Below are 25,399 nucleotides of genomic sequence, written 5' to 3'. Positions count from 1 at the left end.
GTTATAGGTTGGCCATCACAATGAGATCAAGATCTTTGCATGGCAGGTTAAATTTTTCGCTCATATCCTTATTGGTCAAATTACCATGGTAGAGGTAAATGGCACTACGGATTCCCTGATGTGCCCAAATCAAACTGTTCATCCCCCCCAGTTCGCCAATTTCCAACAGGATTGGCGTAAAGATGTTCGTTAGGGCGTAAGTAGCGGTTCGCGCCACCCGAGATGCAATATTCGGCACGCAATAATGGATGACATCGTATTTTTTGAAAACAGGTTTATCGTGATTGGTGACTTCGGAGGTTTCAAAACAGCCCCCCTGATCGATACTGACATCGATTAACACCGAATTCGGCTTCATTTTAGAGACTGTATCTTCAGATATTAAACAAGGTGTTCGCCCATTTCTGGCCCTCACGGCACCGATGACCACGTCGCAGGTACGCACCGCCTTGTTCAGGATGATGGGTTGAATCAGCGAAGTAAAGACCCGGCTACCGACATTATTCTGTAGCCTTCGTAAACGGTATACCGAACTATCAAATACTTTTACCTGCGCCCCCAAGGCGATGGCGGTTCTGGCGGCAAACTCACCCACCGTACCGGCACCAATAATCACCATTTCTGTTGGCGGCACGCCCGTAACACCACCTAACATCAGCCCCTTGCCATCGAAGACATTGCTGAGGTATTCTGCCGCAATTAATACGGAAGTTGCGCCGACAATTTCACTCATGGCACGCACCACCGATAGGTGGCCACCTTCGTCTTGCAAGTATTCATAAGAAAGGGCGGTAATTTGCTTTTTCATCAAGGCCTTCAACACATCAACTTGCATAAGCGAGGGTTGCTGCGAGCTGAAGAGCACTTGCCTGTTTTTCATGAGTTCTACCTCTTTTAAGGTAGGGCTTAATATTTTAATAATAATTTCGGCCTTAAACACCTCCTTTACGTCATACACAATTTGTGCCCCTTGTTCGCTGTAATGGTGGTCTTGAAAGTTGGATTTGTTACCGGCTCCACTTTCTAAGATGACCTCATGGCCATTTTCAACAAGCAGCCCCACCGATAAGGGGGTTAAGGCGATTCTATTTTCTTGAAAAGAGGTTTCTTTGGGTATGCCGATGGTCAATCTTCCTTTTTTCCTTCCCGTTTTCAGCATGGCTTCTTGTGGTTGCAACACGCCTTGCTGAGCTATCTTCGAAACGTTTATCATTTAAAAATTAATATATTAAGCTAAAAATAAGGATTATTATTACAAAAAAGCAGGGCTTTAGGATTATATTTGTTAATAAATTAAAGAAAAGAGTACATAAAATTATCGTAAGTTTGCTATCTAACCTATAACGATGAAGATATTAAAACCACTGAATCATATCAGGATTGTGCCGAGATGGATCATTTTCATGTTTGATATCGCTGTATCAGCCATTGCCTTTATCTTTGCCTATTCCCTGTACAATGATTTTAAACTCGATGCCTTTTCGGAGTTAAGTTTTGCGACTTCCTTCCTGTTTTGCATCGTGCTGACGGCGGTCTCCTTTTGTGTTTTCCGGCTGTATAGTGGCATTGTACGCTATACCTCAGCGGTAGACTCGATCCGGATCCTGTCGACCATTGTCTTTACTTCCATCATTATGTTTTTGGCTAAGTTGGTGTTTATTGCCTTCAGCATTCCATTAACGGTGCCTACAAACCTAATTATCATTTATTCTTTATTTGCTTTTACGGGATTGACCACCTACCGTACCTGCATTAAGATTTTCTTTCAATACACAAAGTCTACCCGTAATGGCCGTAAAAACGCCGTCGTATATGGTGCCGGCGATTTAGGTATCGCTGTAAAGCGCACCTTTGAGCACGATTTTCGTTCAGAAAAAAGCATTGTCGCTTATATTGACGATGATGAGGAAAAAATTGGTAAATCTATCGATGGTTTAAAGATTTTTTCATCAAAGGACTTTCCGCGGGTTATCGATAAGTTTGGTATTGATGAACTGATCATCGCCTCCTCCCGTATCGATATCGACACGAAGAATTCCATTATCGATCAGGCCTTAGAGCAAAACGTCAATGTATTGACATTGCCTCCGGTGAATAAAATCATGAATGGCGACTTATCGCCTAGCCAAATCAAGAAAATTAAGATCGAGGATTTGCTGGAGCGGGCGCCTATTCAGATTTCCAATGAAAAGCTGTTGGATCAGCTAAAAGGCAAGCGCGTATTGGTAACAGGCGCCGCAGGGTCTATTGGTAGCGAGATTTCAAAGCAATTAGGCCGCTATGAGCCGCAATTGATTATTCTGTGTGACCAGGCCGAATCGCCTTTGCATAACCTGCAATTGGACCTACAAGACCAGTTTAAGAACCAAATTTACCACACTTATATTGCAGACATCCGCAATGAGGATCGGATGCGGGAGTTGTTTGAGACTTTTAAACCCCATGTGGTTTATCATGCTGCAGCCTACAAGCATGTGCCGATGATGGAAAACCACCCGAGCGAAGGCGTGAAGACCAATGTTTTTGGCACCTTTTTACTATCGAATCTGGCGGTTGAATTTGATGTGGCAAAATTTGTATTTGTATCGACGGATAAAGCGGTGAACCCCACCAATGTGATGGGGGCAACCAAGCGTATCGCTGAGAAGTATGTGCAGTCTTTAAACAATTACATTACGCAGCTGAACGACGAGAGGGGCACCAAGTTTATTACCACCCGCTTTGGGAATGTATTGGGCTCGAATGGTTCGGTGATTCCGCGATTTAAAGATCAGATTGAAAAGGGCGGCCCGGTTACTGTCACCCATCCGGATATTACGCGTTATTTCATGACCATTCCGGAAGCCTGCCAACTGGTATTGGAAGCCGGCAACATGGGGCATGGTGGCGAGATTTTCGTTTTTGACATGGGCAAATCGGTGAAGATTGTAGACCTGGCCAAGAAGATGATTAAACTATCTGGGCATACGCCATTTAAAGATATCGAGATTAAATTTACAGGCTTACGTCCGGGTGAGAAGCTCTATGAAGAATTGCTGAACGACCTAGAAAACACCGTAACCACCCACCATGAAAAGATTATGATTGCCAAAGTGCGCGATAATGATTTTGACCTGGTTAAAAACGAAGTGAAGAACCTTTCCAAAGCCTTGGATTCCCATAACAACATGAACATCGTGCGGCAGATGAAAGTGATGGTGCCGGAATTCAAAAGTCAGAACTCCATCTATGAACAATTAGATAAGGAGATTCTAGAAGCCGTGAACAGCCCAACCTCTTAAATATTTTTGTTAATTTATTGCAAGTATTCTTTAAAAGTGTATTTTTGCGTTCCGTAATCTATTAAAACTAAGAATGTCACAAAATAAACAGTCTGTTTCTTCAGCAAACATTGCAGGTACGAAGAAATCCTTTTTCCAAGAAAACGAGAAGAGTATCATCTTTATCGTTGCAGGTATTATTGTATTAATTTTATTATACATTGGTTACCAAAAGCTTTATTTGGCACCACGTGCTGAAAAAGCAGCCAACAATATGTATCAAGCGGAGCAGTTTGCTGCGATTGATTCTTTGCAGAAAAAAGCAATCGAAGGTGATGGTTCATTTGCTGGATTTAAAGAAATTGCCGATGAGTATAGCAATACAAAATCTGCAAACATTGCAAATGCTTACTTAGGCGGTTTATACCTTCGTCAGAAAAACTTCCAAGAGGCTATTAAACACTTGGAGCAGTATTCTGAAACAGGAAGCAGCATTTTAGACCCTTTAGTAATCGGTTTATTGGGTGATGCCTACTCGGAAGAGAAAATCTATGATAAAGCCGCTAACTACTACAAGAAAGCAGCTGATAAATCGGCAAACAGTTTTACGACGCCAGTTTTCTTAAAGAAATTAGGCTTAGTATATGAGGAGCTTCAAGACTATAAAAACGCTGAAGCTACGTATGAAAAGATTCGTAATGATTTCCCTGAAAGTGCTGAAGCAACCACTATTGACAGCTTCATCGCGCGTGTTCAGGCGAAACAGTAATGATAAAAATTTTATTAACTTTGAGGGCTGCCTGTAGGTAGCCCTTTTTTAGTAATTATTCAACACATATGTCTAGTAGTTTAAAAAACCTTTCTGATTTTTCTCATATCCAAGTGGGCAATGCGGCCGACCTAAAATTTGCTATTGTCGTTTCGCAATGGAACTCCCAAGTGACCGGTGCTTTATTAAACGGTGCATATGCCGGTTTATTGGCGCATGGTGCCGTTGAGGAAAACATTGAGCTGATTGAGGTTCCGGGCAGTTATGAATTGATTGCTGGTAGTGATATGGCTTTACGCAATAAGGAGCTGGATGCTGTGATTGCCTTAGGCTGTGTAATTCAAGGGGAAACGCGGCATTTCGACTTTATCTGCCAAGCTGTCGGTACGGAATTAGCGCAAGTAGGTTTAAAGCATAGCAAACCTGTTATTTTCGGGGTTTTAACCACCGACAACTTAGCGCAAGCGATGGATCGTGCTGGAGGCAAACATGGCAATAAAGGCGAAGAAGCAGCGATTACGGCCATTCAAATGGGCCTAATTCACCGTAGCCATTAATGGTATTGTTTTTGATTAATTAGTGTTATGAAGCGTTATCTTTATATATTACTGGGCTTTGTATTTGTAGGAACGACGTTCCTATCCTCTTGTGCATCCCAATCATGCGCGGCCTATAGCACTTACCCCAAAAAGAATCATAGAAACAGGTAAGACAAGGCGGGGGAGCCCTGGTTTCACTTAAAATTCATCATTATGAAACATGAGAAGCATATAGTTTACTATATCTGCCTACTTTTTATTGCAGTTAGTATGCCATGTCAAGCGCTTTTAGCCCAAACAGCTAGCATCAGCGATAAGATTTGGACGGGCATCGGCGGAAAAAGTAAATGGGACGACACCAACTACATGATGTTTACCGTTTCGGGCAATAGTAAATTTAATAGCATCAGCGCGGAACGTAAGTTCTTGCTGGATAAAAAGACGGGAGATGTGCGCTTTGAAGGAGCCATCAACAGTCAAAATGTCGTACTTCTATTTAATGTACGGAACAATAAATTAAACGGTGCCTTTAATGACAATGGTGCGCCAATAGCTACCCAAGATTTCAAGGATATTTTGGATGACTTAATCGAGCAATATTCCATGGATTTAAAAGTGCTTTCTTTACCGGTTACCTTGCTTTCTAATGCGAGTTTGAGCAACCAATCGGAAAGTAAGATTATTAATGCGGAGAAACTGAAGAAAATTGTTTTTGATAACTTCTTGGGAAAATCCGGCAGTATTTATGTGAACGAAGAAACAGGTCTGATCAAACGGATCGATATGGACAATAAAGTGTACTTGGTAAATGGCTACAAAGATATTGGTAGCGGATTGGTTTTACCGACAAGCTTTAAAGGTAGTTCAGATAGCATTTCCTATCAGAAAGTCGCTTCCTTTACGGATATGGAAAAGCAAAAGTTTAAAACGTATTAAAAAGTTAAAAGAATAGAAAAAGGCTGCCGATGGGCAGCCTTTTTTATTTGCTATCGGGCTAAGGAACGAGGTATTCACTGATCCTGCCGATACGTTGATCTTTATCCATACTGGCTATTTTCACGCGCTGTCCGGCTCTAACGGGCAGTCCATTGGTTGGGAACAACTGCGCATTGGCATTCGGGTGGGATCCATCGATGGTATAGACCAGAGCAAAGCCTGGGTATTCCATATTGGCCATGAGCTTATTGCCTACTTGTTTTAGTCCAACCGAAGGCAATCTATACTGAAAGGTTCCGGCCAGGGTTTGTAGCTTGGGTAATTCGACCCCTACCTTGCGGGCAAAAGAACCATAGGCCTTTAGAAAGGCGTCCTTATTAAATTTATGCTCGTTTTCAAACGGATAAGCTGGTCGCCAGGCACGCTCGGCCAGGGCGAAGATGCGCGGAAGGATCATGTAGTCCATACGGGCTTCATCCAATACGGTTTCTTGCCATAAAGCAGCCTTTAAACCCACTAGATTGCTCTTTCCTTTTTCCGTTAAGCGTGTTTTGGCGTTGAGGTATTCCGGTTTCAGCAAGCTTCCAGCTTCGGTATGGGCTAGGTTGGCGAAGAAATCCTCCGGCAATAAGGCGAAGGCTTGGTAAAGATCGCTAATGGATGCCCATTTTAATCCGGGTTCGCGGAAGTCGCGATCCCAAACCATATCTAGGTAGTAATTGGCGGAACTGGTGAAAATGGTTTTATAGCCTGCATTGGCTAACTTATAGGCCAGGTCTTCCTGTCCCCCACCGATGACGTTGTTCCACACATCGAGCAACATATCTAAATGGGAGAGTTTTTCATTGACGACCATGCCAGTTCCTTTATTGACCATGCCTATTTCTTCCCATCCCGCCATTTGCAGGCCTTTGGAGGCACAGATCTGCTGAATCTTTTGGATATAATAAGGCCATACCTCATATACGCTGCTGAAGCCTTCTTTGGCCATCAGGGCTTTGATCAGCGGAGACTTCTCCCAAGAACCCGCGGGAACTTCATCGCCACCCAAGGAAACGGTTTTTAAGGTCAGCCCCGCCTCGGTATACATGGCCTTAATATCATCTAACACCACATCGATAAAATGATAGACCGAAGGCATTGCCGGGTTCATCACATTATCGTCCCAGTATTGCGCGGAGCTATACTGCGACTCATCGGCCGCTTCGTATAATAAGAAGGCTTCTGCTTCGGCCTTCTTCCCTTGCTTCATCAAGCGATTATAGCGGGTTTCCATTGCCTTAATGGCTGCACGTGCATGGCCCGGGGTTTCGATTTCTGGAATAACGGTAATATAGCGAGCTGCGGCATATTTCAAGATTTCCTGGAAATCGGCCTTGCTCAAGAAGTGGCCTTTCGTGGTATTAGACGCAGAGCCATAGGCAGGCTGCAGGCTATTGCCATCGGCAAAATAGGGACTACGCACCGATCCGATCTCCGTTAATTCAGGTAGCGAGGGGATCTCCAAACGCCAGCCTTCATCGTCAATCAGGTGCAAATGCAGGGTGTTTAGCTTGTACAGCGCCATTAAATCGAGGTACTTAAGGATAACTTGCTTATCCTTAAAATTCCGCGCTATATCCATCATAAAGCCGCGATAGGCATAACGTGGCTTATCGTGGATCGTTAATGCGGGTAACTTAATGCCCATTTCGCCACTTAAAGCCTGACTTGGCAATAAGGACTTGATGCTTTGCAAGGCATAGAATGCCCCCGGGCCCTTGCCGGCCTCAATCACTAAACCCTTTTCGCTGATAGTTAACTTATATTCTTCCTCTCCGAGGTTTTTATCAAACAGCACCTTCACTTGGGCAGCCTTCTCCCCTGCTTCTACAAATTGTAGCTGCTGCAACTGCTGCGCGAATTCCTGAAAAGAAGACATTTCCCAATTGAACGCCTCATCAATAAAATAGCTGACTTCATTTTGAAGGGTTAAAGAGCCTTCCATCCGGCGGATCTTTAGGGGCGTTGGTAAAATAAGCTGGGTCGTATCGGCCTGACGCGATTCAATCTTATCGTATAAGGCTGCCAAAAACTGGCGCTGCTCTTCTGCAGAAATGCTTAAGGGAGTAATCTGCGGGTCGGCAATCGGAATCAGCTGCTTGTTGTTTTTGCGATTCTGTAAGTAAAAGCCATTCGGGGTTAAGGAAATATGTGCTATCGGATAGGGCGATTGGTAATCAATCTGCAAAGAATCTTTGCTAGCGAGTGTGGTATTCCGATTAAAATCGATACTATAGAGGTTACCATTACGATTGTGTATGCTGAAATCGCCGAAATTTCCTTCCTTAATAGGATACATGGAATTAAACCAAAGGGCATAATCTTTTAGCTGGAAAGCTTGATCGTTTTGATTGATCAGGGTAAGTTTTAAGGATAAATCGTCCTTTCCATTGTAAGAATGGCCATAATTCCACTTGATGTCAAAGTTTTGTTGCTGGGCAAAAAGGGAGGAAATCCCCGTGAACAGGAGCAGTAAACTTAGTTTATTAATTAGTTTCATATGATTTTTTCGTGAGCCTTAAAATTAAGGAAATTTGGCATGTAAACAATTTTTTAAAATTATTTTGAGAATAAGAAAGTAAATTCTATATTTGCACACCGAAAGGCAATAAGGCCCGTTCGTCTAGGGGTTAGGACGCAAGATTTTCATTCTTGAAACAGGGGTTCGATTCCCCTACGGGCTACCAGATCGAAGATCAAAACATACAAAAGCTTGCAAATTTAACGTTTGCAGGCTTTTTTGTTTTTACGGCAGGTTAAAATGTTCAGAAATTCGCAAACTCTATGGATCAAGCTGAATTCTTGGAGGGAAATAGTAATAATTTCCTAGTTTAGCATCTTTAAAGCCGTAATCCCTTTCAAGACGCCGAATGTAAATTACTATCCTTATTGAGGACTGAAGGCCTTTGAGAATACTTTAAGATTTAGAAATAGATCAGTTGACAATCAACTGCACATTTATTTAGATGAACACAATATCCCTTCATTAGTTATGAAAACAGAAAGCTAGCGACCAACGGGCTTATGCCTTCCATCTCGATTTTTAATCGGTGAAAATCCAAAATACTCCTTAAAAGCATGGCTAAAACTAGAATGGTTAGCATAGCCTACATGGTAAGACACCTCGCTTACCGACATCCCCTCCAATAGAAGTCTGCGGGCTTCTAGCATCCGACATTTTTGCAAATAGCTGAAAATAGTGGTACCAAACATGCGCTTAAAACCATATTTTAGCTTCTGTTGATTTGTTCCGCAAAACCGCGCGAGTTCTTCAATACTCTTGGGCTTTGCCAAATTGTTTTCGATATATTTCTTTGCTTCATGGATATGTTCTACATCGGTTGGAGAGAGTTCTTTTTGAGCATAAACACCAATATTTGACATAAAATAAGATAATTCAATTTGTAGTGAAAATAATTCCTGAACCTTGCTTTCCAGGTAGATTTTACGAGTAAACCCCTCGAACGGGCAATTCAGTATTTGACTAATGACCTCCTGCATAGCAGGCGTGATATGCATGGCTTGTGGATAGAGCATACAGGGGCGTTGCTGATCGAAATCATCCAGAAACCGATCTAACAATGGACTCTCCCCGAGCCATTTCCTAACATAATTAAGCGATAAATGGATATCGAATGTTTTAAAAGACTGGCCTTTGCTAAAGTCTACAAACCCGCTTACCCCATTAAGTCCAAAGATATTATGACGCATACCATCTACTGTTGTCTGAAACCTACTGTTCTCTCCCATCCAAATGCTGGAGTCAAAATTGAAATGCATTTCAATCAAGGGCTCCATCAACTTGTTTTTAAGGACGAGTTCCTTGGTCAATTGGTAATCGCCGATAAGGATATTGGCAATCTCAAGTTGTATTTCCCGAAAAGATACATTTCCGAATTGATTAGATAAATTGGCCTTCGTTTCTAAGGTTGCTCCTGATGCGATAATTGCTGCATCTGTATGACTATAGCTTAATTCGTCATTCCATTGTTCTGCACTAAGTACAAATTTCATTGAGTAATATTAATAATAGGGTTCGTGTGCATTAAAAACCAGCTGTTTATGCTTTCTTCTCCTTTCACTCAACAGTTGCAAACGGTCACCAGGAGAAGTCAGCTATGATAAACAAACTACTTATTTATAATCTTTCTAAATTAGAAAATATCAGTAAAGAAACATTTAATGCCAATAGAAGTGACATAAGCGTGACGCATGCCTTTCCTTAGTTCCAAAATCCTAAATTTTAATTCTGAATTCGTAATCCTCCGAAAGCAACTGACGCTAAGTTTGCATGGCAAGGAGCATACAAAGCAATAATGTACGAATTAACCAAGGCATGTATAACAGTCATCTTCATTTATTCCAGTATAGGAATCTCCGTATTCGGGCAGGAAACCCAAACGCGCCCCGATAGTCTTATTCGGCAATTGGAAGAAATAACCATAGAAGCAAAGTCGATCAAAAAGAAACTGGAAGATTCCCCATTTGCAGTTCAAGTATTAGATATGCGAAAGGAATATAGCCACAGTGGCGATATAACCAATCTCTTGAATCACTCGCTGGGGGTGAAAACACGTGCCGATGGAAGTTTAGGTTCTTCTGTACAAGTCAACCTTGCTGGATTACAAGGGAAAGCTATCAAAGTTTTCAAAGATGGACTTCCAATTGAATTGTATGGTCACAGTTTCAATTTAGGTACCATATCTAGTAATATGTTGGAAAGAATTGAAATATACAAAGGAGCAATGCCTGTTTACTTAGCATCGGATGCTTTAGGAGGGGGAATTAACCTCATTACAAGGAAACCAATAAAAAACTCAGCGGTATTTTCCTACGAATTGGCCTCCTACAACACGCATCGGGCCACCGCGAATCTTTTTATTACCCATCCAGACAGAACTTCCGCCTACACCGGAATTAATGCTTCTTTTAATTATTCAGATAATAATTACCCGGTTCATGCGCCCTTTTACGATGTATCTACAGCAAGACAAAGCTACCATACGACAAAGCGATTTCATGATATCGCGCGATCATCTTATGGGGAGTGGTACGCGGGTTTGCGAAACAAACACTGGGCAGACGACCTTAGATTGACCCTCATTTATTCCGATTTTTATAAACAAATCCAAAATGATGCTGAAATGGTTCGCGTGTATGGGGAGGCCTTTTCAAAAGAAAACAACTATGCAACTCTGTTATCCTTTCGAAAAGTACTTTTCGAAAATCGCCTGCAACTACACTTAAATGCCACTTATAGTCATTTCAACACTCGATTTGTCGATACAGCTACAGTACGTTATAATTGGAATGGCCAAGTCCAGTCCAGCAATATGCCTATTGGTGAGATAAACAGAGGCAATGATCAACGATTGGAATTCCATCTCTATTCCACAAGACTTCATGCTAAATACGCAATTGCCTCCCAACAGTATTTGGAATTGAGCAATCTTCAACAGTATCAACATAGGAAAGGAACTGATCCTTTAGGCACCATTTCCGTTCTCGATCAAATCGATATTTTGGGTATACCTGCAGTTTATCGCAAGAATGTACTAGCCTTAGCTTATAACGCTCAATGGTTACAAAAAACAGTAGAAAGTATATTCAGCATAAAATACTACAAGTATAAAACAACAGGATACACAACAGACAAATACAATTTTGCATGGCAATCCTCCAAAAAGGGTGACCTATTTGGCTACCTCGCAGCGGTCAAATGGGACAACGATAGCTTCCTGCTCAAGTTATCTTATGAATTCGCCAACCGACTACCAGATGAGTATGAAATATTTGGCGATGGAGTAATGCTGAAGGAAAACTTAGATTTAAAGCCAGAAAAAAGCCATAATGTCAATTTGAATATACAGCAGCGACTCTTAATAAGCAAGCAACAACTAGACTTTACGGCTAACCTATTTTATCGGCGCGTAAAAGACATTATATTTCTGCAATTAGACATCCCTTTCAATCGCTATATCAATTACGAAGAGTTCAATATTAAAGGCGTGGAAGTGGAAACCAGGTATTCACCCAATCCTCATATTTCTGGCGGATTCAACTTAACCTATCAAGACATCAGACGGATAAACATTAGGGAATCCATGTTCCGAAATCTTGAAGGATCCAGGATACCCAATATTCCCTATTTCTTTGGCAACGCCTTTCTAAGCCTGAGCACTGCTAACCTATATAAGAAAAAGGACAGAGCACACTTCCAATGGAATCTGAATTATGTACACCGCTTTTTCCTTAAGGCAATTCCTCGAAACCAAGAACCAAGTCTGTTTGGCCCTGTTCAAGATTTCCAAACCTCGTTAATTATTCCACGCGATGGAAGACCCGGACAAGTGGCAAATGATCTGGCACTTACCTATGACTTCAGTAGCAAGAAAACATCCATTTCAGCTGAATGCAAAAACATAGCTAATGCAAAATTATACGACAACTTCAACGTGCAACGACAAGGGAGAACCTTTCACTTAAAACTAGTCTATCAAATCATATAAGTAAAACCAAATCAAAATGGATATGAAAATTAAGCACATTCGTTCGATACTGCTGGCCTTTGTTGCCAGTCTAGTACTATTCTCTTGCAGTAAAGACGACAAACCAAATGTAGAAAACAATAAAAAGGATGACCTCCCACAACAGGAAACATGGGTAATCTTTAACGGAAATGCCGATTGGAGTGGCGGTATATATGCGATAAAAGAAAACAAATCAAAAAACATCAACTTATCGGGGAAACAATTCTACCAATTGGGCTATTCGGCCGGAGGACGTATTGTAGGAAAAACACTTTATAAGTTAAACGGCGCTACGAGTACAGAATTGGGCATCACTAAATTTGCAATAGACCCTAGCCAGCAGGTTAGCCATGCCGGCTTTTTAGCCACCCCCACCAACTCGTATGAAACAAATACGTTAATTGTGAGCGACACGGAAGGTTACTATTGGAATCTTGGTGCTGGAGGATTAAAAATACAGACTTTCAATCCAAGCAGCATGCAGCGTACCGGTGAAATTGATTTTTCTTCCCTATCCAACGGAAGTTCCTATGAGGCTGCCGGGCAGTTGATTCTTGCTAAGCGCGATGATAAACTTTATGTCGATATTCAACATGGAACGCGAACTAAAGCATGGCAAGTAAAACCTAATGACCTTTCCGTGAAAATAGCCGTATATAACCTCAGTAGCAAAACCATCGAAAATACAACAACCTATAACGGAGCAACAAACCTAGGTTTATTTGCCGACCATGTACTTTGGAGTATCGATGAAGTAACTAAAGATCTGTATATGGTAGCCATTGGTGACATGGTGACTCAAACCCCTACCTCAAAAATATTGCGTATAAAACAAGGGGAAAATCAGTTCGACGAAAGTTTCGAACTAAAAATCAACGATTTTCAATATCCTTCAGACTTCAATCGCCTTTTTGCACATAATGGTAAGATTTACACGACCATATCCAGCCGACCAACCTCCTACTATGGGGGAGGTCAGCATGGCGTCTCCTACAGGCAAGATATCTGGTATTGGACCGAGATTGATGCGATTACCCGAAAAGCAAAACGCCTCGACATTCCTGTAGATAACTTCTACGCCTATCAGAACCCTTTCCTTCATCAAGGTGAAATTTACTTTTTGTCTAATAATTCCACAGACAACTTCTCTGGAGTAACACAATACAATCCAAAAACGGGAGAAACGAAGGAGACATTCCGCTTGGAGGGTAGCGGTCGGTTAATGGGCTTCCACATCTTTAACGATTAAAAAATGGAAATAATTCAATCAAAAACACAGCACATGAACAAAGTTTGGCTCGTAATAACCTACCTTTCAAGATTATTTCTAGCTTGGGTGTATATCCCCCATGGTAGGGAAAAACTGACAAAAAAAATAGACCCGCAAGAATACATCGATTTTGGTCTCGCCGGTGATTTCCTTGATTTCTATCTGATCTGGGAGCGTACTGGTTTTATTTGGGTCATCGGATTAGGCCAACTTATTGGTGGTTTGCTACTCATTCCGAAGCGCACCTATTTATTCGGCAGCATTTGGTTATTGCCTATTTCAATAGGAATGCTTTTCTGCCATGTTTTCTTAAGTCATGCAATGGATTTTTTAATATTTGATAGTTTAGTGTTGTTATTTAACCTCTATCTTCTATTTATAAACTATCTCCCTTTAAAAAGCCTGTTCTTCAAAAAGGAAAAAACTTGGATTTAATGGATTTGAGGATATAAACGATTATGACTAGCTTTTACAAGAATTAGATAGGCTTGTAACTGCTAGTTCTCAACAAAACATCACCAGCAAAGCGCAATACAAGCTCAAATCCTTTTCTTTAAACACCACTTTAAGCGCCGATAAAGCCTTCGATCGTGCGAAGTACACATTATTAGCTGTGGTGCCTAAAACCTTGCAGATTTCGCTGGTATCCATTCCCTCTAAGTAAGCCAATCGGAATACCTCGGCTTGTTGTTTCGGTAGCTTATCCAATTCAGCGACTATTTGCCCGATGAGTTCGGTATAGATAATTTGAGTGAGGGCATCATTTTTATCTTCGGCAGTATCCCAGAGGAGTTCTTCGCCGTGTTGCAGCGTTTTATAATAGGCCGAGCCTACATGGTCATAGCAAGCATTCCGCGTGGCGTAATAAAGAAAAGACTTTACCGACTCCAGCGAGGTTGCTTTTTCATGTCCTTGCCATAATTTGTAAAACGATTCGGAAACTATCTCTTCAGAAACTTCCTTATTTCTGGTGATTTTATAAGCAAAAAAGCGTAGATGGTTCCCATAGTTAGACATAAAAAATCGAAGACCTTCCTCATTTCCTGATTGTAACAAAAGAAGGTGTTTCATGACGTCTATAGACTGCATTTTATTTTTTTATTATCCTAATATGAAATTCTAAAATTAGATAAAGAATGCGAAGAAAAAAGGGTTTTGATGTTATCATTATATTAATACTTACCCTGATATTCGCGCGCTAAGTCTTCATTGGTTTATTTAAAAATATGTATAATTTAACAATTCCTAAATAAAAAAATCAATTTTATTATTTATATCCCCTCAATATTTAAGTTTATTAAACTAAAAATAAGAAGAATACAAGGAGAACCACCTGATAACATGTGCTTTTCAGGAAACGACAGCCTGAATATTATTTTTTAATCAACTTACCTTTTTTCCAGGTCAGCATCTCCCCCCAAAAGGGAATTAAGGTGTTTTTACAGTGCACATTTGGCAAGTGTTTTAGCGTTTGGGTAATGGAGGCTTGTCCTTTCGGAAACGGATCGTGTCTTAATTCTATCAGGTGCGATAGCACAGCATAATCGGTTTGTATCTGTCCGGGGCCTGTTCCAAAAATCTGATTCTCTACAGGGGCGCCCCATCTCAATACCACCAAACTCACGGGGCCATCCACCTTGGTAAATTGCGCCGGAGTGAAACCCGAGTCACCACAATGCAGGATAGAGAAATCGCCAGCATCCGCGCCGCAGTCGATACGATAAGTTGTCACAAACTTTAAGAGGTTCGCATTCTTTAAGTGATCACTAAAATCGGTACGGATATTAAAGTTTCCTATGCTATAGGTTGTCGGCACTTTAGAAAGATGCTTTTCATCGCCTTTGTAAAAGTTAGACAGCACGGGTTTCCCTGCCTTGGTCATGGCCTCCATAAGCTTCACATTCGCATGATCGCCATGGTTGTGTGTAATGCATAAGAAATCAAGATAAGGCGCGAGCGCTTCCGCATAGCGATGGTCTACATCGATACCGAAACAACCAGATGGGGTTTTTACGACAAAACCCATATTATATAACAACCAAACCTTTGCGGTTCCTTTTTTTACTTTTACGGTTTTCACCTCATGCAACACCTTGTCAAACGCTTCCCGATAGCTATACAGAATAGGTACGGTATGCTCTAACTGCTCGGCACCGGCATCTGATTCAGCCAGGTAAGCACGGAAAGGTGCGTTTGAATATGGGTCAGAATAAGTCTCAAACGTTTTGAGGAGCTGCAACCGCTGCTCATTCAACAGCAAAGGCGAAGTCTTACGAAATTGTTTCACTGTTTGTACGGCCTCATTGGCGTACTTCTTTTGATTTTTTTGAAAGGAAGGCTGTTGCGCAACTACGGCGAAAGCCAGCAGCAGCAAGCAGTAGGTTAGGAAGATTCTTTTCATTCTTGTCTATAATTAAATAAACTATGCATGAAGAACGGGTTTGGGATTATTGGGTTCTTCATGCATAGGGTTTATAAGTTACGGTTTACAACCGTTATTCAGGTATTCTTGTTTCCAGGTACGAACCAGTTAGCAGCGTATCGATATCGGTTGCTGTCATCAGGTAGCGGGTTTTCGTACGGATAATTCCGCCCTTTTTCGCATCTACTAAAGGAAACCTGCTGCTACGTACGATTACCTCATCAGTAAATTTACCCGAGTTCTGTTCATAACTAACCAGGTTGCCCACCGAGCCTACGCGATCTTCAAAGATGATTTCATCTTTCTTAGCCGAAAAACTAAGGGAAGAATTCTGTAAGGTTGAAGTATAAGTTTTACCGTATATAAAAGCACCAACGTTGGTCAGCAAAGATTTATTGCCAAACTTATCCACATTTATAGCTTCCAACAGTAAATTACCTTCAATTTCAGGCACCGTAATTAGGGTATAATAACAAGCTGCTTTCTCATCATAATTTGCTGCTACGTAATCCATTTTAACGGAATCCTTCACCCCTGTGGATATATTCCAACTGATCATGCAATGCGAACGATTCACATCCGCTGCCGGATAAACATTCAACCGAACCCGGTAATACCCAGATTGTATATTCATGCTTTCTATTTTTCCTGCATAGGTAATCGGCCCATCCTTTAAGTATTTGTCCAGCATTTCTCCAGAATCCTCACAACTCAGCTGCAAGAAGGAAAGGAAAAATAAGCCTATATATAATAATTTATTCATGCTATTCATCTCTTTAAAAACAGGTTTCTATTAATACGTTTTTTGAATATCACCAAACATCCTGAACTCGTTAATCGTATAGAAGGCTTCATTCCGATTATAAGAGTCCATCAGATGAAGGCGCATATACCGGATTACGGCTGTAGGGTTAGCATCCGGATTCACATTATCTTCACTAATGGAGTATTCCTGTTTGCTATTGAACCATTCAATCTCTTCCTGGGTCAAGCTACCGGGTACCGCAGGCTCCGGACCTACATACTCACCAATCAACACCCAGCCTTCCGGGAATTTCGCCCATCTATCTTTGTTGGAATCATCGGTTCCATAAATACGGATACGCTTCGGACTGGAACGTCCATAGGTATAGGCCGATCCTGTTCTTGGGAAAAGAAGATAGCGGCTCAGACGAACATCCATATTCAGGTCGAAGGTCAGGAACACATCGTTTACAATTTCGCGATTCGCCGGATTCGGATCCGCCAGGTTCTTCACGAATTTATAACCGTAGTATTGGTTGCCGGTGGTCGAACTATTGAATAGGGTTTGTGGTGCATAGGCTGTACCATGCGCATTCGCATCATTCTGAATACCGGTTGCTGCATTCACCCCATAAATTCCATAATCCCGGCTACCCGCAAAATAGGTCGGGTTAAAATAGGATACCGCTTTTACCCGGTTATAGTCAATTTCTTCCTCCTTATACGGCGTTAAGGTCTGCACCAGGGTATCTGTTCTATTTCCCCATTTATCAGAAATCACAAAGCCAAAGCGTTGCTCAGACGAAGGATACTGACGCACATAAGCGAAGGTATTCACCGAGTCTCTGTTATAGATGGTTTTGAGGGGATCTTCCACAAAAGAAACAACCCCTACTTGAAGCACATCTTCGGTCAGAACGTGAATAGCCAAAGCTTGGGCATTTTTATTTTCCCAAGACACTTTTACCCCACCGAAGGCGGGTTCAACCTTCATGGCCTGCATCGCCAGCTCTGCCGGCGAAGCCAAAGGTGCGGCTTTCACCAAGGTTACATCCGATTGATGTCCACCCACATCTACACAGGTCAATTCTACGGTCGCTTCATCTGTACCGACAAAACCTTCCACCAAAATAACATTTGAATATCTAGACACCTTAAACTCTACCTTTTGGCCCCGCTTATTCAGGTAGGTTGCTACCACCTGATCGATATTCGGATTGCCTGAAGGCAGTGTAAAATGTATTTCTAAAGCCCCCGATTTAGAGATCACCTGATCCACAGTTAGCTTTTCAGGTTTCGTCGTTTCAATACCCACTTGCTCTACCCCAAGGTATTTTTCCCCGCAGGACAACAAGAGTAAGCTGCTGCAACAAAGAATTAGGAAGCTGCGCATATATCTTTTCATATCTTTCATTTTTAAGGTCATTTAATATTACCAACCCGGATTTTGAACCAGATTACCGTTCTGCAATAAGGTGTTTGTACGGATCGGCATTAAGTAATCTTTCATGGAAAAACGAGGCTGCAAAAGCACCCGGATGTTATAAAAGTCCTTCTTATTCTCGCCGTATTGGTTCCAACCCAGAATAGGCTGATTAAACATACTTTCTGCCATTAACCAGCGGCGCACATCGTAATAAAAATGCCCCTCAAAAGCCAGTTCGTTAATCCGTTCTCTACGAATAATATCGCGTAACCCGTTTATGCTGTTCGGCTTGGTTTTAAATTTAGATTGCGCATATTTTTGCCAACTTTCAACTACCCCTTCCATTCCTGCACGTTTGCGAATCTGATCCAGGTAGTAAACGGCATTATGCCCCTGCGAGTCCGTTTTTCCAGGGCCTCCGGCTTCATTTAACGATTCCGCTAATAAGAGGTGTAAATCGGCCAAACGAATTATAGGAAAGGAATAAGGCTGACTAATCAGGGTAATCCGAGTTTCAGTATAGGTTGTTCTTAAATGGCTTAATTTCTTGGCTAGGTAACCCGCAAAAGGATAACCACCATAAGATTCACCATGTTTGAAACCACTACCAAAATAACGCATCATATTCGGGAATGAAGCATCTGCTAAAGACTTCTCCCGTCCTTCCCAAATACCACCGTCAAAACCTACAGAAGCATAGAACCGTAAGGAACGGTGCATATGGAGAATGGCTGTTTCCTGTCCTTTTTTCACAAAGTATTTGCTATGCTCCGCATCGGGTAATTGCGTATTATAGCGGTTTTGATACCAGCCGTTGGTTTCCCAATCGGCATCTTCTTCAATAGGCACCCCATTGGCCGAATAGAAAAGCTCGACAAAGTTGATGGTTGGCGACTGGCGCTGCCCAATATCTGAACCGCCGGAACCCGCCAAGTTAAACCATTCGTCATTACTCAACATGGTACTCCAGCGTTGCAAAACGGTGGTACTTTCATTCGTGGACCAGATTTGTTCCAGGTTCCAAGGCTCCGTCACAGCTTGACGCATGCTGACCATGGCTTTGGTGGTATCGTTGATATTCGTACTGTTTATGCCCCGAATGGCATTATTACCGCCATCTGTACTAATCAGAATAATGGCACCATCTGATTCTGCAGAACGAACAGCTTCATCACAAGCCTGCACTGCGCGATCCCAACGTGCCTGGCTATCCCCCTGTGGAAAAAGCTCGGTACCACGATTGTCTTTAAACCCTTTATAATAGTTATTATTATTAAACAAAGGGCTTGCTGCCAACACCAAGGTCTTGGCCTTAATCGCTTTGGCAATTGATTTTGTAAAACGGCCATATTCACTCACCACATCCAATTCATTCTTATTCGGCAGCGTTGCGATGGCTTCATCCAAGGTATTCACGATATAATCCACCACCTTATCAACCGGTTCACGGTATAGATCAACTTCATCGCCTTTCGCAGAAATTGGAATCACTTTATCTACAATAGGAATAGGCCCATACAATTGCAGTAAATAAAAATGCAGGTAAGCTTTAATGGTTTTCACCTCCGCAATCCATTGCTCGCGTAAGGATTCATCCAAATCCCGAGGTCCACCATCTTCCACCTTAATATGCTCCAAAAACACATTACAATGGCGAATTCCAGCCCAAATATTTTCACTTGCACCATTCGCTCCGTCCCAGAAGTTAGCATACGGATTCGAAACATTGTTTCCCTTCAAAAAGGCCAATTGCGGAGCCGGAAGACCTCCGCCAAATCCTCCTCCTGTATTTTTTTCGGAATAGATAATATCACCTCCACCGGATATCCCCAGCGTATTCGTTGGTGACACGAAATTCGGAAGACTGCCATAGCAAGTAAATAAATACTTTTCGGCATTATATTTATCCTTAAAAGCATCCTCCAATACCGGTTTATCATCGGGCAAAACATCCAAAAACTTGTTACAGCCCGTGAGCAACAACAGAAAGAAAGCAGTTACTAAATAGGGTATATTTTTCATCTGTATATCATTTAATAATGAGGTCTTTAAAAATTAACTTGAACACCAACATTGAACACCCGTTGCAACGGATAGGCTAAGCCATTTCCACGCATTTCCGGATCCCATAGCTTAAAGTCAGAAAGGGTAAACAGGTTCGTACCACTGGCATAAACGCGAGGCGATATTCCCTTGAAATCCTTGATTTTATAACCCATTTCTACCGATTTCAAACGGATATAACCGGCAGTACGCATCCAATAATTACTGCGCACAAAATTATTATTGTTCCCTACCGCAGCACCCGCAACATCCGGAGATAAGCGTGGCCATTTGGCATACAAGTCTCTATTGGTTTCGGTCCATAAGCTTTCCGAAATAAAGTTTAACATCGCCCGGTTTCCTTTTTTACCATCGGTAGTCACTTCCACAAAAGGCGCCATTGCTGCTGCATTCATGAAGAATGAATAGTTGGATTCCCCTTGCACGAAGGCTGAGATATCAAAGTTTTTATAACCAAAGGAAGCGCCCAAACCGAATTGAATTTCCGGGTTCTCCGGATAGCCCATCGGCACAATATCGAAGGAGTTGATGACCCCATCGCCATTGATATCCCGATACTTGATATCACCGGCTTGGTAATCGCCTCCACTCGCATGCACTTGTTGAATCGGTGAGTTTTTCACTTCATTATCATCAATAAATAGACGCTCCGCCACATAGCCGCGTGATTGGCCTACTTTCTGGCCGACCACCGATTTCCAAGGGGCAATACCCGAGTAATCCAATTCGTCGTATACCGAAATCTTCGCCGTACCATAAGTGAAATTACCACGAAGGATATACCACATGGTATTTCCAAAAGCCTTATTATAGTTCAAGGTCAAATCAATCCCTTTACCAATGGCCTCGCCATAATTGGTTTTAACTTCTGTGGTTAAACCGACGATAGAGGAAATATCTTGACGTACCTGAACGATATTGGTGCGGTTTTCATGATATACCTCAGCAATAATAGATAGGTCATTATTCAATAGGCCTAACTCAACAGCTAAGTTGGTTTTATAAGATACCTCCCAAGTAATATTCGGGTTGGCATATCGATAGGTTTGAATCGTAGGTCGACTAAAAGTCTGTGTAGGGTCATTTCCAAAATATCCGGCATTAGGTCCGTTTAAGTTGATATTCGAGGTAAAGAAGAAACGGTCCCACTCCGAAACGATAACGTCATTTCCCACTAAGCCGTAAGTTCCGCGGATTTTGAATTTAGGGACATAAGTGCGAATACCCTCCCAAAATGGCTCATCAGAGACTTGCCAACCTGCACCAATAGATGGGAAGAATCCCCAACGGAAGCGTGGGTCGAAGCGCTCGGATCCATTGATACCAAAGTTAAATTCAGCAAAGTATTTCTGCGAAAGCCCATAAGTAAAACGTCCGGCAAGTGCCACATTTCGAGACGGCAAGGAAGAATCCAAATTTAAAGGACTTCCATCCATGCTTTCTTTTACCGAACCGACCAATAAACCGCCCACATCATGTTTACCATCAAATTTACGGTTGTATAATAAGGCTCCCTCTGCATAGAAACGTGCTTCCACAAATTTACTCCCCGCGGTATAATCAATATAATCATAGCCACCTTCTGGATTTAGCACAGAAAGCTCATACGGATAGCTGGCCTCATTCGGATTATAGGTTCCTTTAATGTATTGGTAATAGAATGGTTTATAGCTGCGCTGAATATTAAAACCGGAATAACGGGTAATACTTCCGATAAAGCGTGCTTTTAAGCCTTGGCTTAGCATCCCCAAATCTTGGTGTAATTCCAATTGGGATAATAAGGTGCTATTCCGAACATCCTCATAGCCTCGCATAATATCAGCATAGGGATTCAGGTATTTAGGTGATCCATCTCCGTATTCACTATCGCTATAATTACCGAACAGAATACGATCTACATATTGGTTGGCACGATCGGCCTGATAGTAAGCCGGGAATAAAACCGGATTGGCCAATAATGTTTTACCATAAGTATAGGCTCCCCCGCTTCCAGACTCGCCGATTGGGCCGGAGTAATCGTCAAAATTGGCACTTAAACGCACCTTTGCTTCTAGCGATTTCGTTAAATTAAGATTAACGTTGGAACGGATCGTGTATTTCTTCAGGTTAATATTGGTGTTGAAAGGGTTCACATTATCCACCTTCAAAATACCATTGTCTTGTGAAAAGGAACCTGCCAGGTAATAGGTGGCTGCATTTCCACCACCGGTCAGGTTGATATTCGCCCGGTAGTTCATGGAATAATCCTGTGTCAACATATCTTTCCAATCCACCGCCGGGTACACATAAGGATTACGGTTCGGGTCTCTCGTAGCTTCAATCTTCCCTTGCGGGTAAGTCAATAAATCATGACGGGTCAAGCTGGCAATATTCGAATATTCCATAAAGCTAATCGGGTCGGCCACATCAACTTTAGTTGTCGGTGTAGACATGGAAGTCTCCGTCCGGAAAGATACTTTTACTTTCCCCTTCTCCCCTTCTTTAGTGGTCACAAGCACCACACCGTTGGCTCCACGGGCACCATACAAGGCTGTTGCCGAGGCATCTTTTAAGATGGAGAAGCTAGCGATATCATCTGGATTTAAACGCGCTAAATCCCGAGAGGTTACTTCAATATTATCAATCAATATAAGAGGCGAAGCCAATCCACTTCCAAAGGATGTTACACTACGAATAAAGAACTGCGCATCTTCTTCGCCCGGTGCACCTGTAGATTGGTAAGCCACCAATCCGGCCATTCGCCCGGCCAAAGCCGTTGTTAAATTGCTCGATGGCGAGCGTAGGTCTTTAACATTCACGGTCGTGATTGAAGAAACCACACTTTCTTTGGTCTGCCGACCGAAGGCTACAACAACCGTTTCATCCAATGTTTCGGTATCTTTGGATAAACGGATATTGATGATTTTCACCTTGCCTACCGCCACTTTCTGCGTCGCATAACCAATGGATGAGAATACCAAGGTATCACCCTCATTGGCCCTAATTTCATACACCCCGTTGGCATCGGTTTTACTACCACGCAAATCTCCTTTAATCATCACGCTCACGGCGTTTAAAGGGGCATCATCAAAGGCATCCGTAACGGTACCTGTAATGGGTGTTTGTTCAACAATAGGCAGGCTTGCTTGCACTTCCCTTGGCGCCACCCGAACCGCAGCATGCGTTGTTCTTATGGCTTGCGGCTTAATAATAATGGTGCCGTTTTCTAGAATCCAACGTGCCGGCTTACCTTCGAGCAGCAGGTCCATGGCATGGTCGATTTCCATCGCCTGGATGTTCGCATCGACCTTGATATTGGCCAATTGGCGACCATTCAAAAAGAAGCGAAAACCACTCTGCTTTTGAATGCTTTTCATCGCCTCAACCAAGGAGATGTTAGTCGCTTTCAACGTTACTTTCTGCGCAAATCCATCCGCAAGTACGGTTGTGATATTCAGCAGAATAAGTAGAATAATTAATTTCATAATCCGAACAAAACGGTTTGTTAAAAACCCATGGAGATTATCAGGTTTTGTAGTTAAAGTCATATATTTGTGCAGTTTAGATCATATTATAATTTATCAGATAATTAAAATAATTTCACGCTCTACCCTAGAGATGATTTAATTGTGATGGACATTTAAACTGTTTCGGGCAGTGTTACCGCACTGTCCGTTTTTGTTTTCGTCCTTTCGTTAGGTTATGGTTTCCGCATATAATTTCATTTTAGTTTAAGGTAATATTATCAGTCTGTTTTTATTTTTTAGGTTTTCTATTCTAAACTTCAAGCCGCTGCTTTTTAAAATCTCCAAAACTTCACTTAAGCTTTCCTTGCGACTGATGCTGCCATAAAGATGGGTGCTAGGGATAGGCTGCTTTAAATCGACATCAAAGTCGTACCAGCGACTCAGCACCAATAAAGCATCCTTCAATTCCGTTTCAAAAAAGACGAATTCATTATTTTTCCAAGCAACAAACGGACTTACATCCACTTTCTTCTTGTTCAAGCCTTTCGCACTTTGCACACTTTGCTCGCCGGGTTTCAACAGCATAGTTTCCCCCTGCGCATGCACCTGTACCGAACCTTCCACGAGCGTGGTTTTGGCCGATTCGCCATTATCTTTGTACGCGCTAATATTAAACTCCGTTCCCAATACTTCCACCTCCTGCGTAGGGGTTTTAATAATAAAAGGAACTTTTTTACCCTGTTTCATCTGTTTGGCCACTTCAAAATAGCCTTCCCCTTCCAATTCCACCCTCCGCTCGCCCTGATCAAAGCGCGATGGATAGGTCAACTTGGAAGCTGCATTCAGCCATACCTTGGTGCCATCCATTAACGTAATTTGATATTGTCCGCCCCGAGGAGTAACGATACTGGCAAAAACAGGCTCCTCATTGTCTAAGCTGGTGATCATGGTACCATCTTCATAAACCAGATCTTCCCCTAAGACAACGCCATCCTGATCTTCCCGCAACTCAATCACACGCCCGTCCGACAGGGTAATCTGTGCTCTGTTGCTTCCCGGTTCCAGGTTTTCAATCTCCGTATACTGCTTATCTGTATGTTGATTTTTATAGATTAATAAGGAAACGGATGCCACCAGCAGCAGGACCGCCGCATAGGATAAGAGACGCCGATAGAACGGCCATTTGCTATGCCCATGCTGCTGACGGCCTTCTTGAATCTTTTGCATGGTGATTTGCTCCAGCCGTTGCGTCCAGGCGTCTTGCGCCTCACCTTCCCGCAGCACGAGCCAGGCATTCACATCCTCCCAAACCAGGTCTTCATGGCTGGCCTGCTTTAGGAAATCGGCATGTTGCTGGCTCTCGGATAGCCAATCTTGCAGCAAGATAGCCTCCTGGGCAGTCAAGGTGCCCTCGATTTTCTTTCGTATTAAGGTTGCTATTTCAGCGCTTCTATCCATTGATTAATGTTGGTTTCTAGGTGTAATACGAACGAGATGAAAAAACCTTAGTAAAAAAGTAAACTATTTTTTGAGGAGGGGGAAGTAGACAAGTATGGCACAGTATTGTCATAGTTTTGTCATGGTGAGCGGAGTCGAACCACGATGACAATACTTGCCGCAACGCAGTACATAGCGTGCCACAGTTTACTAGCAAAGCGTGCCATAGTTTAAAAGCATAGCTTAACACGCAAGGCCACATCATGTCATCACCTTCCAATAAATTTTGCAAACATTTTACCCCCCCTCACCATGACAATACGATGACAATGCGATAACAAACCGATAACCCGACGACAGCACGATAGCAACTCAAAAACAACACCTTGTCCATTCCTAAAAATGGTTTACAAAAAGCGGACATTAAGAATTAACTTTAATAGTTATGAGAAATCCGGAGAAGAAACGTAAAACAGGAGGACAAGCTGTTCATAGTGATAGCCTAAAGATCCTT

Annotated in this window: 17 protein-coding genes and 1 tRNA gene; 8 read left to right on the top strand and 10 right to left on the bottom strand. The window is 42.2% G+C overall.

From position 1 onward, the window contains the following. Position 1: 1 nt before the first annotated feature. Positions 2-1,213 (bottom strand): alanine dehydrogenase, encoded by a 1,212-nt coding sequence (locus GQF63_RS13250; RefSeq protein ID WP_160369722.1) that lies wholly within the window; start codon positions 1,211-1,213, stop codon positions 2-4. A 133-nt stretch (positions 1,214-1,346) separates the two neighbouring features. Here GQF63_RS13250 and GQF63_RS13245 point away from each other — a divergent pair, with 133 nt between their 5' ends. The 4 genes from GQF63_RS13245 to GQF63_RS13230 all read left to right on the top strand — a co-directional run bounded on the left by GQF63_RS13245 (position 1,347) and on the right by GQF63_RS13230 (position 5,504). Further along, positions 1,347-3,281, top strand: coding sequence for a polysaccharide biosynthesis protein (locus GQF63_RS13245; RefSeq protein ID WP_160369721.1), 1,935 nt, complete (start codon positions 1,347-1,349; stop codon positions 3,279-3,281). A 73-nt stretch (positions 3,282-3,354) separates the two neighbouring features. Next, positions 3,355-4,029, top strand: coding sequence for a tetratricopeptide repeat protein (locus GQF63_RS13240; protein ID WP_160369720.1), 675 nt, complete (start codon positions 3,355-3,357; stop codon positions 4,027-4,029). 68 nt (positions 4,030-4,097) lie between these two features. Further along, positions 4,098-4,586: a 6,7-dimethyl-8-ribityllumazine synthase gene (ribH, locus tag GQF63_RS13235; RefSeq protein ID WP_160369719.1), complete on the top strand. Its 489-nt coding sequence runs from the start codon at positions 4,098-4,100 to the stop codon at positions 4,584-4,586. Positions 4,587-4,781: 195 nt separating this feature from the next. After that, entirely contained in the window at positions 4,782-5,504 is a 723-nt protein-coding gene (locus GQF63_RS13230) for a hypothetical protein (protein ID WP_160369718.1), read from the top strand. A 58-nt stretch (positions 5,505-5,562) separates the two neighbouring features. Here the strand turns inward: GQF63_RS13230 and GQF63_RS13225 are convergent, their stop codons facing one another. Continuing rightward, on the bottom strand, positions 5,563-8,046 hold the full coding sequence (locus tag GQF63_RS13225; protein WP_160369717.1) for a family 20 glycosylhydrolase: 2,484 nt from the start codon (positions 8,044-8,046) through the stop codon (positions 5,563-5,565). A gap of 112 nt (positions 8,047-8,158) precedes the next feature. Between GQF63_RS13225 and GQF63_RS13220 the strand changes: the two genes are divergently transcribed. Further along, a tRNA-Glu gene (locus tag GQF63_RS13220) sits at positions 8,159-8,233 on the top strand. A gap of 319 nt (positions 8,234-8,552) precedes the next feature. Here GQF63_RS13220 and GQF63_RS13215 read toward each other — a convergent pair. Next, a complete protein-coding gene (locus tag GQF63_RS13215; RefSeq protein WP_160369716.1) occupies positions 8,553-9,560 on the bottom strand; it encodes a helix-turn-helix domain-containing protein in 1,008 nt (335 codons plus the stop codon). A 302-nt stretch (positions 9,561-9,862) separates the two neighbouring features. Between GQF63_RS13215 and GQF63_RS13210 the strand changes: the two genes are divergently transcribed. The 3 genes from GQF63_RS13210 to GQF63_RS13200 are packed head-to-tail and all read left to right on the top strand — an operon-like array spanning position 9,863 to position 13,781. Beyond that, positions 9,863-12,055, top strand: coding sequence for a TonB-dependent receptor plug domain-containing protein (locus GQF63_RS13210; protein WP_160369715.1), 2,193 nt, complete (start codon positions 9,863-9,865; stop codon positions 12,053-12,055). A 22-nt stretch (positions 12,056-12,077) separates the two neighbouring features. Beyond that, positions 12,078-13,325 (top strand): hypothetical protein, encoded by a 1,248-nt coding sequence (locus tag GQF63_RS13205; protein WP_160369714.1) that lies wholly within the window; start codon positions 12,078-12,080, stop codon positions 13,323-13,325. Between the two features lie 3 nt (positions 13,326-13,328). Further along, positions 13,329-13,781: a DoxX family membrane protein gene (locus GQF63_RS13200; protein ID WP_212592577.1), complete on the top strand. Its 453-nt coding sequence runs from the start codon at positions 13,329-13,331 to the stop codon at positions 13,779-13,781. A gap of 69 nt (positions 13,782-13,850) precedes the next feature. Here the strand turns inward: GQF63_RS13200 and GQF63_RS13195 are convergent, their stop codons facing one another. The 7 genes from GQF63_RS13195 to GQF63_RS13165 all read right to left on the bottom strand — a co-directional run bounded on the left by GQF63_RS13195 (position 13,851) and on the right by GQF63_RS13165 (position 24,906). Next, positions 13,851-14,435 carry an RNA polymerase sigma factor gene (locus GQF63_RS13195; RefSeq protein ID WP_160369712.1) on the bottom strand — a complete coding sequence of 195 codons (585 nt, stop codon included), beginning with the start codon at positions 14,433-14,435 and terminating at the stop codon, positions 13,851-13,853. A gap of 283 nt (positions 14,436-14,718) precedes the next feature. Continuing rightward, positions 14,719-15,747: an MBL fold metallo-hydrolase gene (locus GQF63_RS13190; RefSeq protein WP_160369711.1), complete on the bottom strand. Its 1,029-nt coding sequence runs from the start codon at positions 15,745-15,747 to the stop codon at positions 14,719-14,721. A 94-nt stretch (positions 15,748-15,841) separates the two neighbouring features. Beyond that, entirely contained in the window at positions 15,842-16,531 is a 690-nt protein-coding gene (locus GQF63_RS13185) for a DUF4998 domain-containing protein (RefSeq protein WP_160369710.1), read from the bottom strand. A gap of 30 nt (positions 16,532-16,561) precedes the next feature. Then, on the bottom strand, positions 16,562-17,917 hold the full coding sequence (locus GQF63_RS13180) for a DUF5126 domain-containing protein (protein ID WP_160369709.1): 1,356 nt from the start codon (positions 17,915-17,917) through the stop codon (positions 16,562-16,564). Positions 17,918-17,944: 27 nt separating this feature from the next. Continuing rightward, on the bottom strand, positions 17,945-19,960 hold the full coding sequence (locus GQF63_RS13175; RefSeq protein ID WP_160369708.1) for a RagB/SusD family nutrient uptake outer membrane protein: 2,016 nt from the start codon (positions 19,958-19,960) through the stop codon (positions 17,945-17,947). Positions 19,961-19,986: 26 nt separating this feature from the next. Next, positions 19,987-23,466: a SusC/RagA family TonB-linked outer membrane protein gene (locus GQF63_RS13170; protein ID WP_160369707.1), complete on the bottom strand. Its 3,480-nt coding sequence runs from the start codon at positions 23,464-23,466 to the stop codon at positions 19,987-19,989. A gap of 246 nt (positions 23,467-23,712) precedes the next feature. After that, positions 23,713-24,906: a FecR family protein gene (locus GQF63_RS13165; RefSeq protein ID WP_160369706.1), complete on the bottom strand. Its 1,194-nt coding sequence runs from the start codon at positions 24,904-24,906 to the stop codon at positions 23,713-23,715. Positions 24,907-25,399: the final 493 nt, after the last annotated feature.

Origin of the sequence: Sphingobacterium humi, assembly GCF_009768885.1 — a bacterium.
Lineage (GTDB): Bacteria > Bacteroidota > Bacteroidia > Sphingobacteriales > Sphingobacteriaceae > Sphingobacterium > Sphingobacterium humi.
This window is presented reverse-complemented; position numbering and strand designations above follow the sequence as displayed.

Coding starts and splice junctions, on each gene's coding strand:
- GQF63_RS13250 (WP_160369722.1), bottom strand. CDS start 1,213: ATGATAAACGTTTCGAAGATAGCTCAGCAAGGCGTGTTGCAACCACAA.
- GQF63_RS13245 (WP_160369721.1), top strand. CDS start 1,347: ATGAAGATATTAAAACCACTGAATCATATCAGGATTGTGCCGAGATGG.
- GQF63_RS13240 (WP_160369720.1), top strand. CDS start 3,355: ATGTCACAAAATAAACAGTCTGTTTCTTCAGCAAACATTGCAGGTACG.
- ribH (WP_160369719.1), top strand. CDS start 4,098: ATGTCTAGTAGTTTAAAAAACCTTTCTGATTTTTCTCATATCCAAGTG.
- GQF63_RS13230 (WP_160369718.1), top strand. CDS start 4,782: ATGAAACATGAGAAGCATATAGTTTACTATATCTGCCTACTTTTTATT.
- GQF63_RS13225 (WP_160369717.1), bottom strand. CDS start 8,046: ATGAAACTAATTAATAAACTAAGTTTACTGCTCCTGTTCACGGGGATT.
- GQF63_RS13215 (WP_160369716.1), bottom strand. CDS start 9,560: ATGAAATTTGTACTTAGTGCAGAACAATGGAATGACGAATTAAGCTAT.
- GQF63_RS13210 (WP_160369715.1), top strand. CDS start 9,863: ATGTACGAATTAACCAAGGCATGTATAACAGTCATCTTCATTTATTCC.
- GQF63_RS13205 (WP_160369714.1), top strand. CDS start 12,078: ATGAAAATTAAGCACATTCGTTCGATACTGCTGGCCTTTGTTGCCAGT.
- GQF63_RS13200 (WP_212592577.1), top strand. CDS start 13,329: ATGGAAATAATTCAATCAAAAACACAGCACATGAACAAAGTTTGGCTC.
- GQF63_RS13195 (WP_160369712.1), bottom strand. CDS start 14,435: ATGCAGTCTATAGACGTCATGAAACACCTTCTTTTGTTACAATCAGGA.
- GQF63_RS13190 (WP_160369711.1), bottom strand. CDS start 15,747: ATGAAAAGAATCTTCCTAACCTACTGCTTGCTGCTGCTGGCTTTCGCC.
- GQF63_RS13185 (WP_160369710.1), bottom strand. CDS start 16,531: ATGAATAAATTATTATATATAGGCTTATTTTTCCTTTCCTTCTTGCAG.
- GQF63_RS13180 (WP_160369709.1), bottom strand. CDS start 17,917: ATGAAAAGATATATGCGCAGCTTCCTAATTCTTTGTTGCAGCAGCTTA.
- GQF63_RS13175 (WP_160369708.1), bottom strand. CDS start 19,960: ATGAAAAATATACCCTATTTAGTAACTGCTTTCTTTCTGTTGTTGCTC.
- GQF63_RS13170 (WP_160369707.1), bottom strand. CDS start 23,466: ATGAAATTAATTATTCTACTTATTCTGCTGAATATCACAACCGTACTT.
- GQF63_RS13165 (WP_160369706.1), bottom strand. CDS start 24,906: ATGGATAGAAGCGCTGAAATAGCAACCTTAATACGAAAGAAAATCGAG.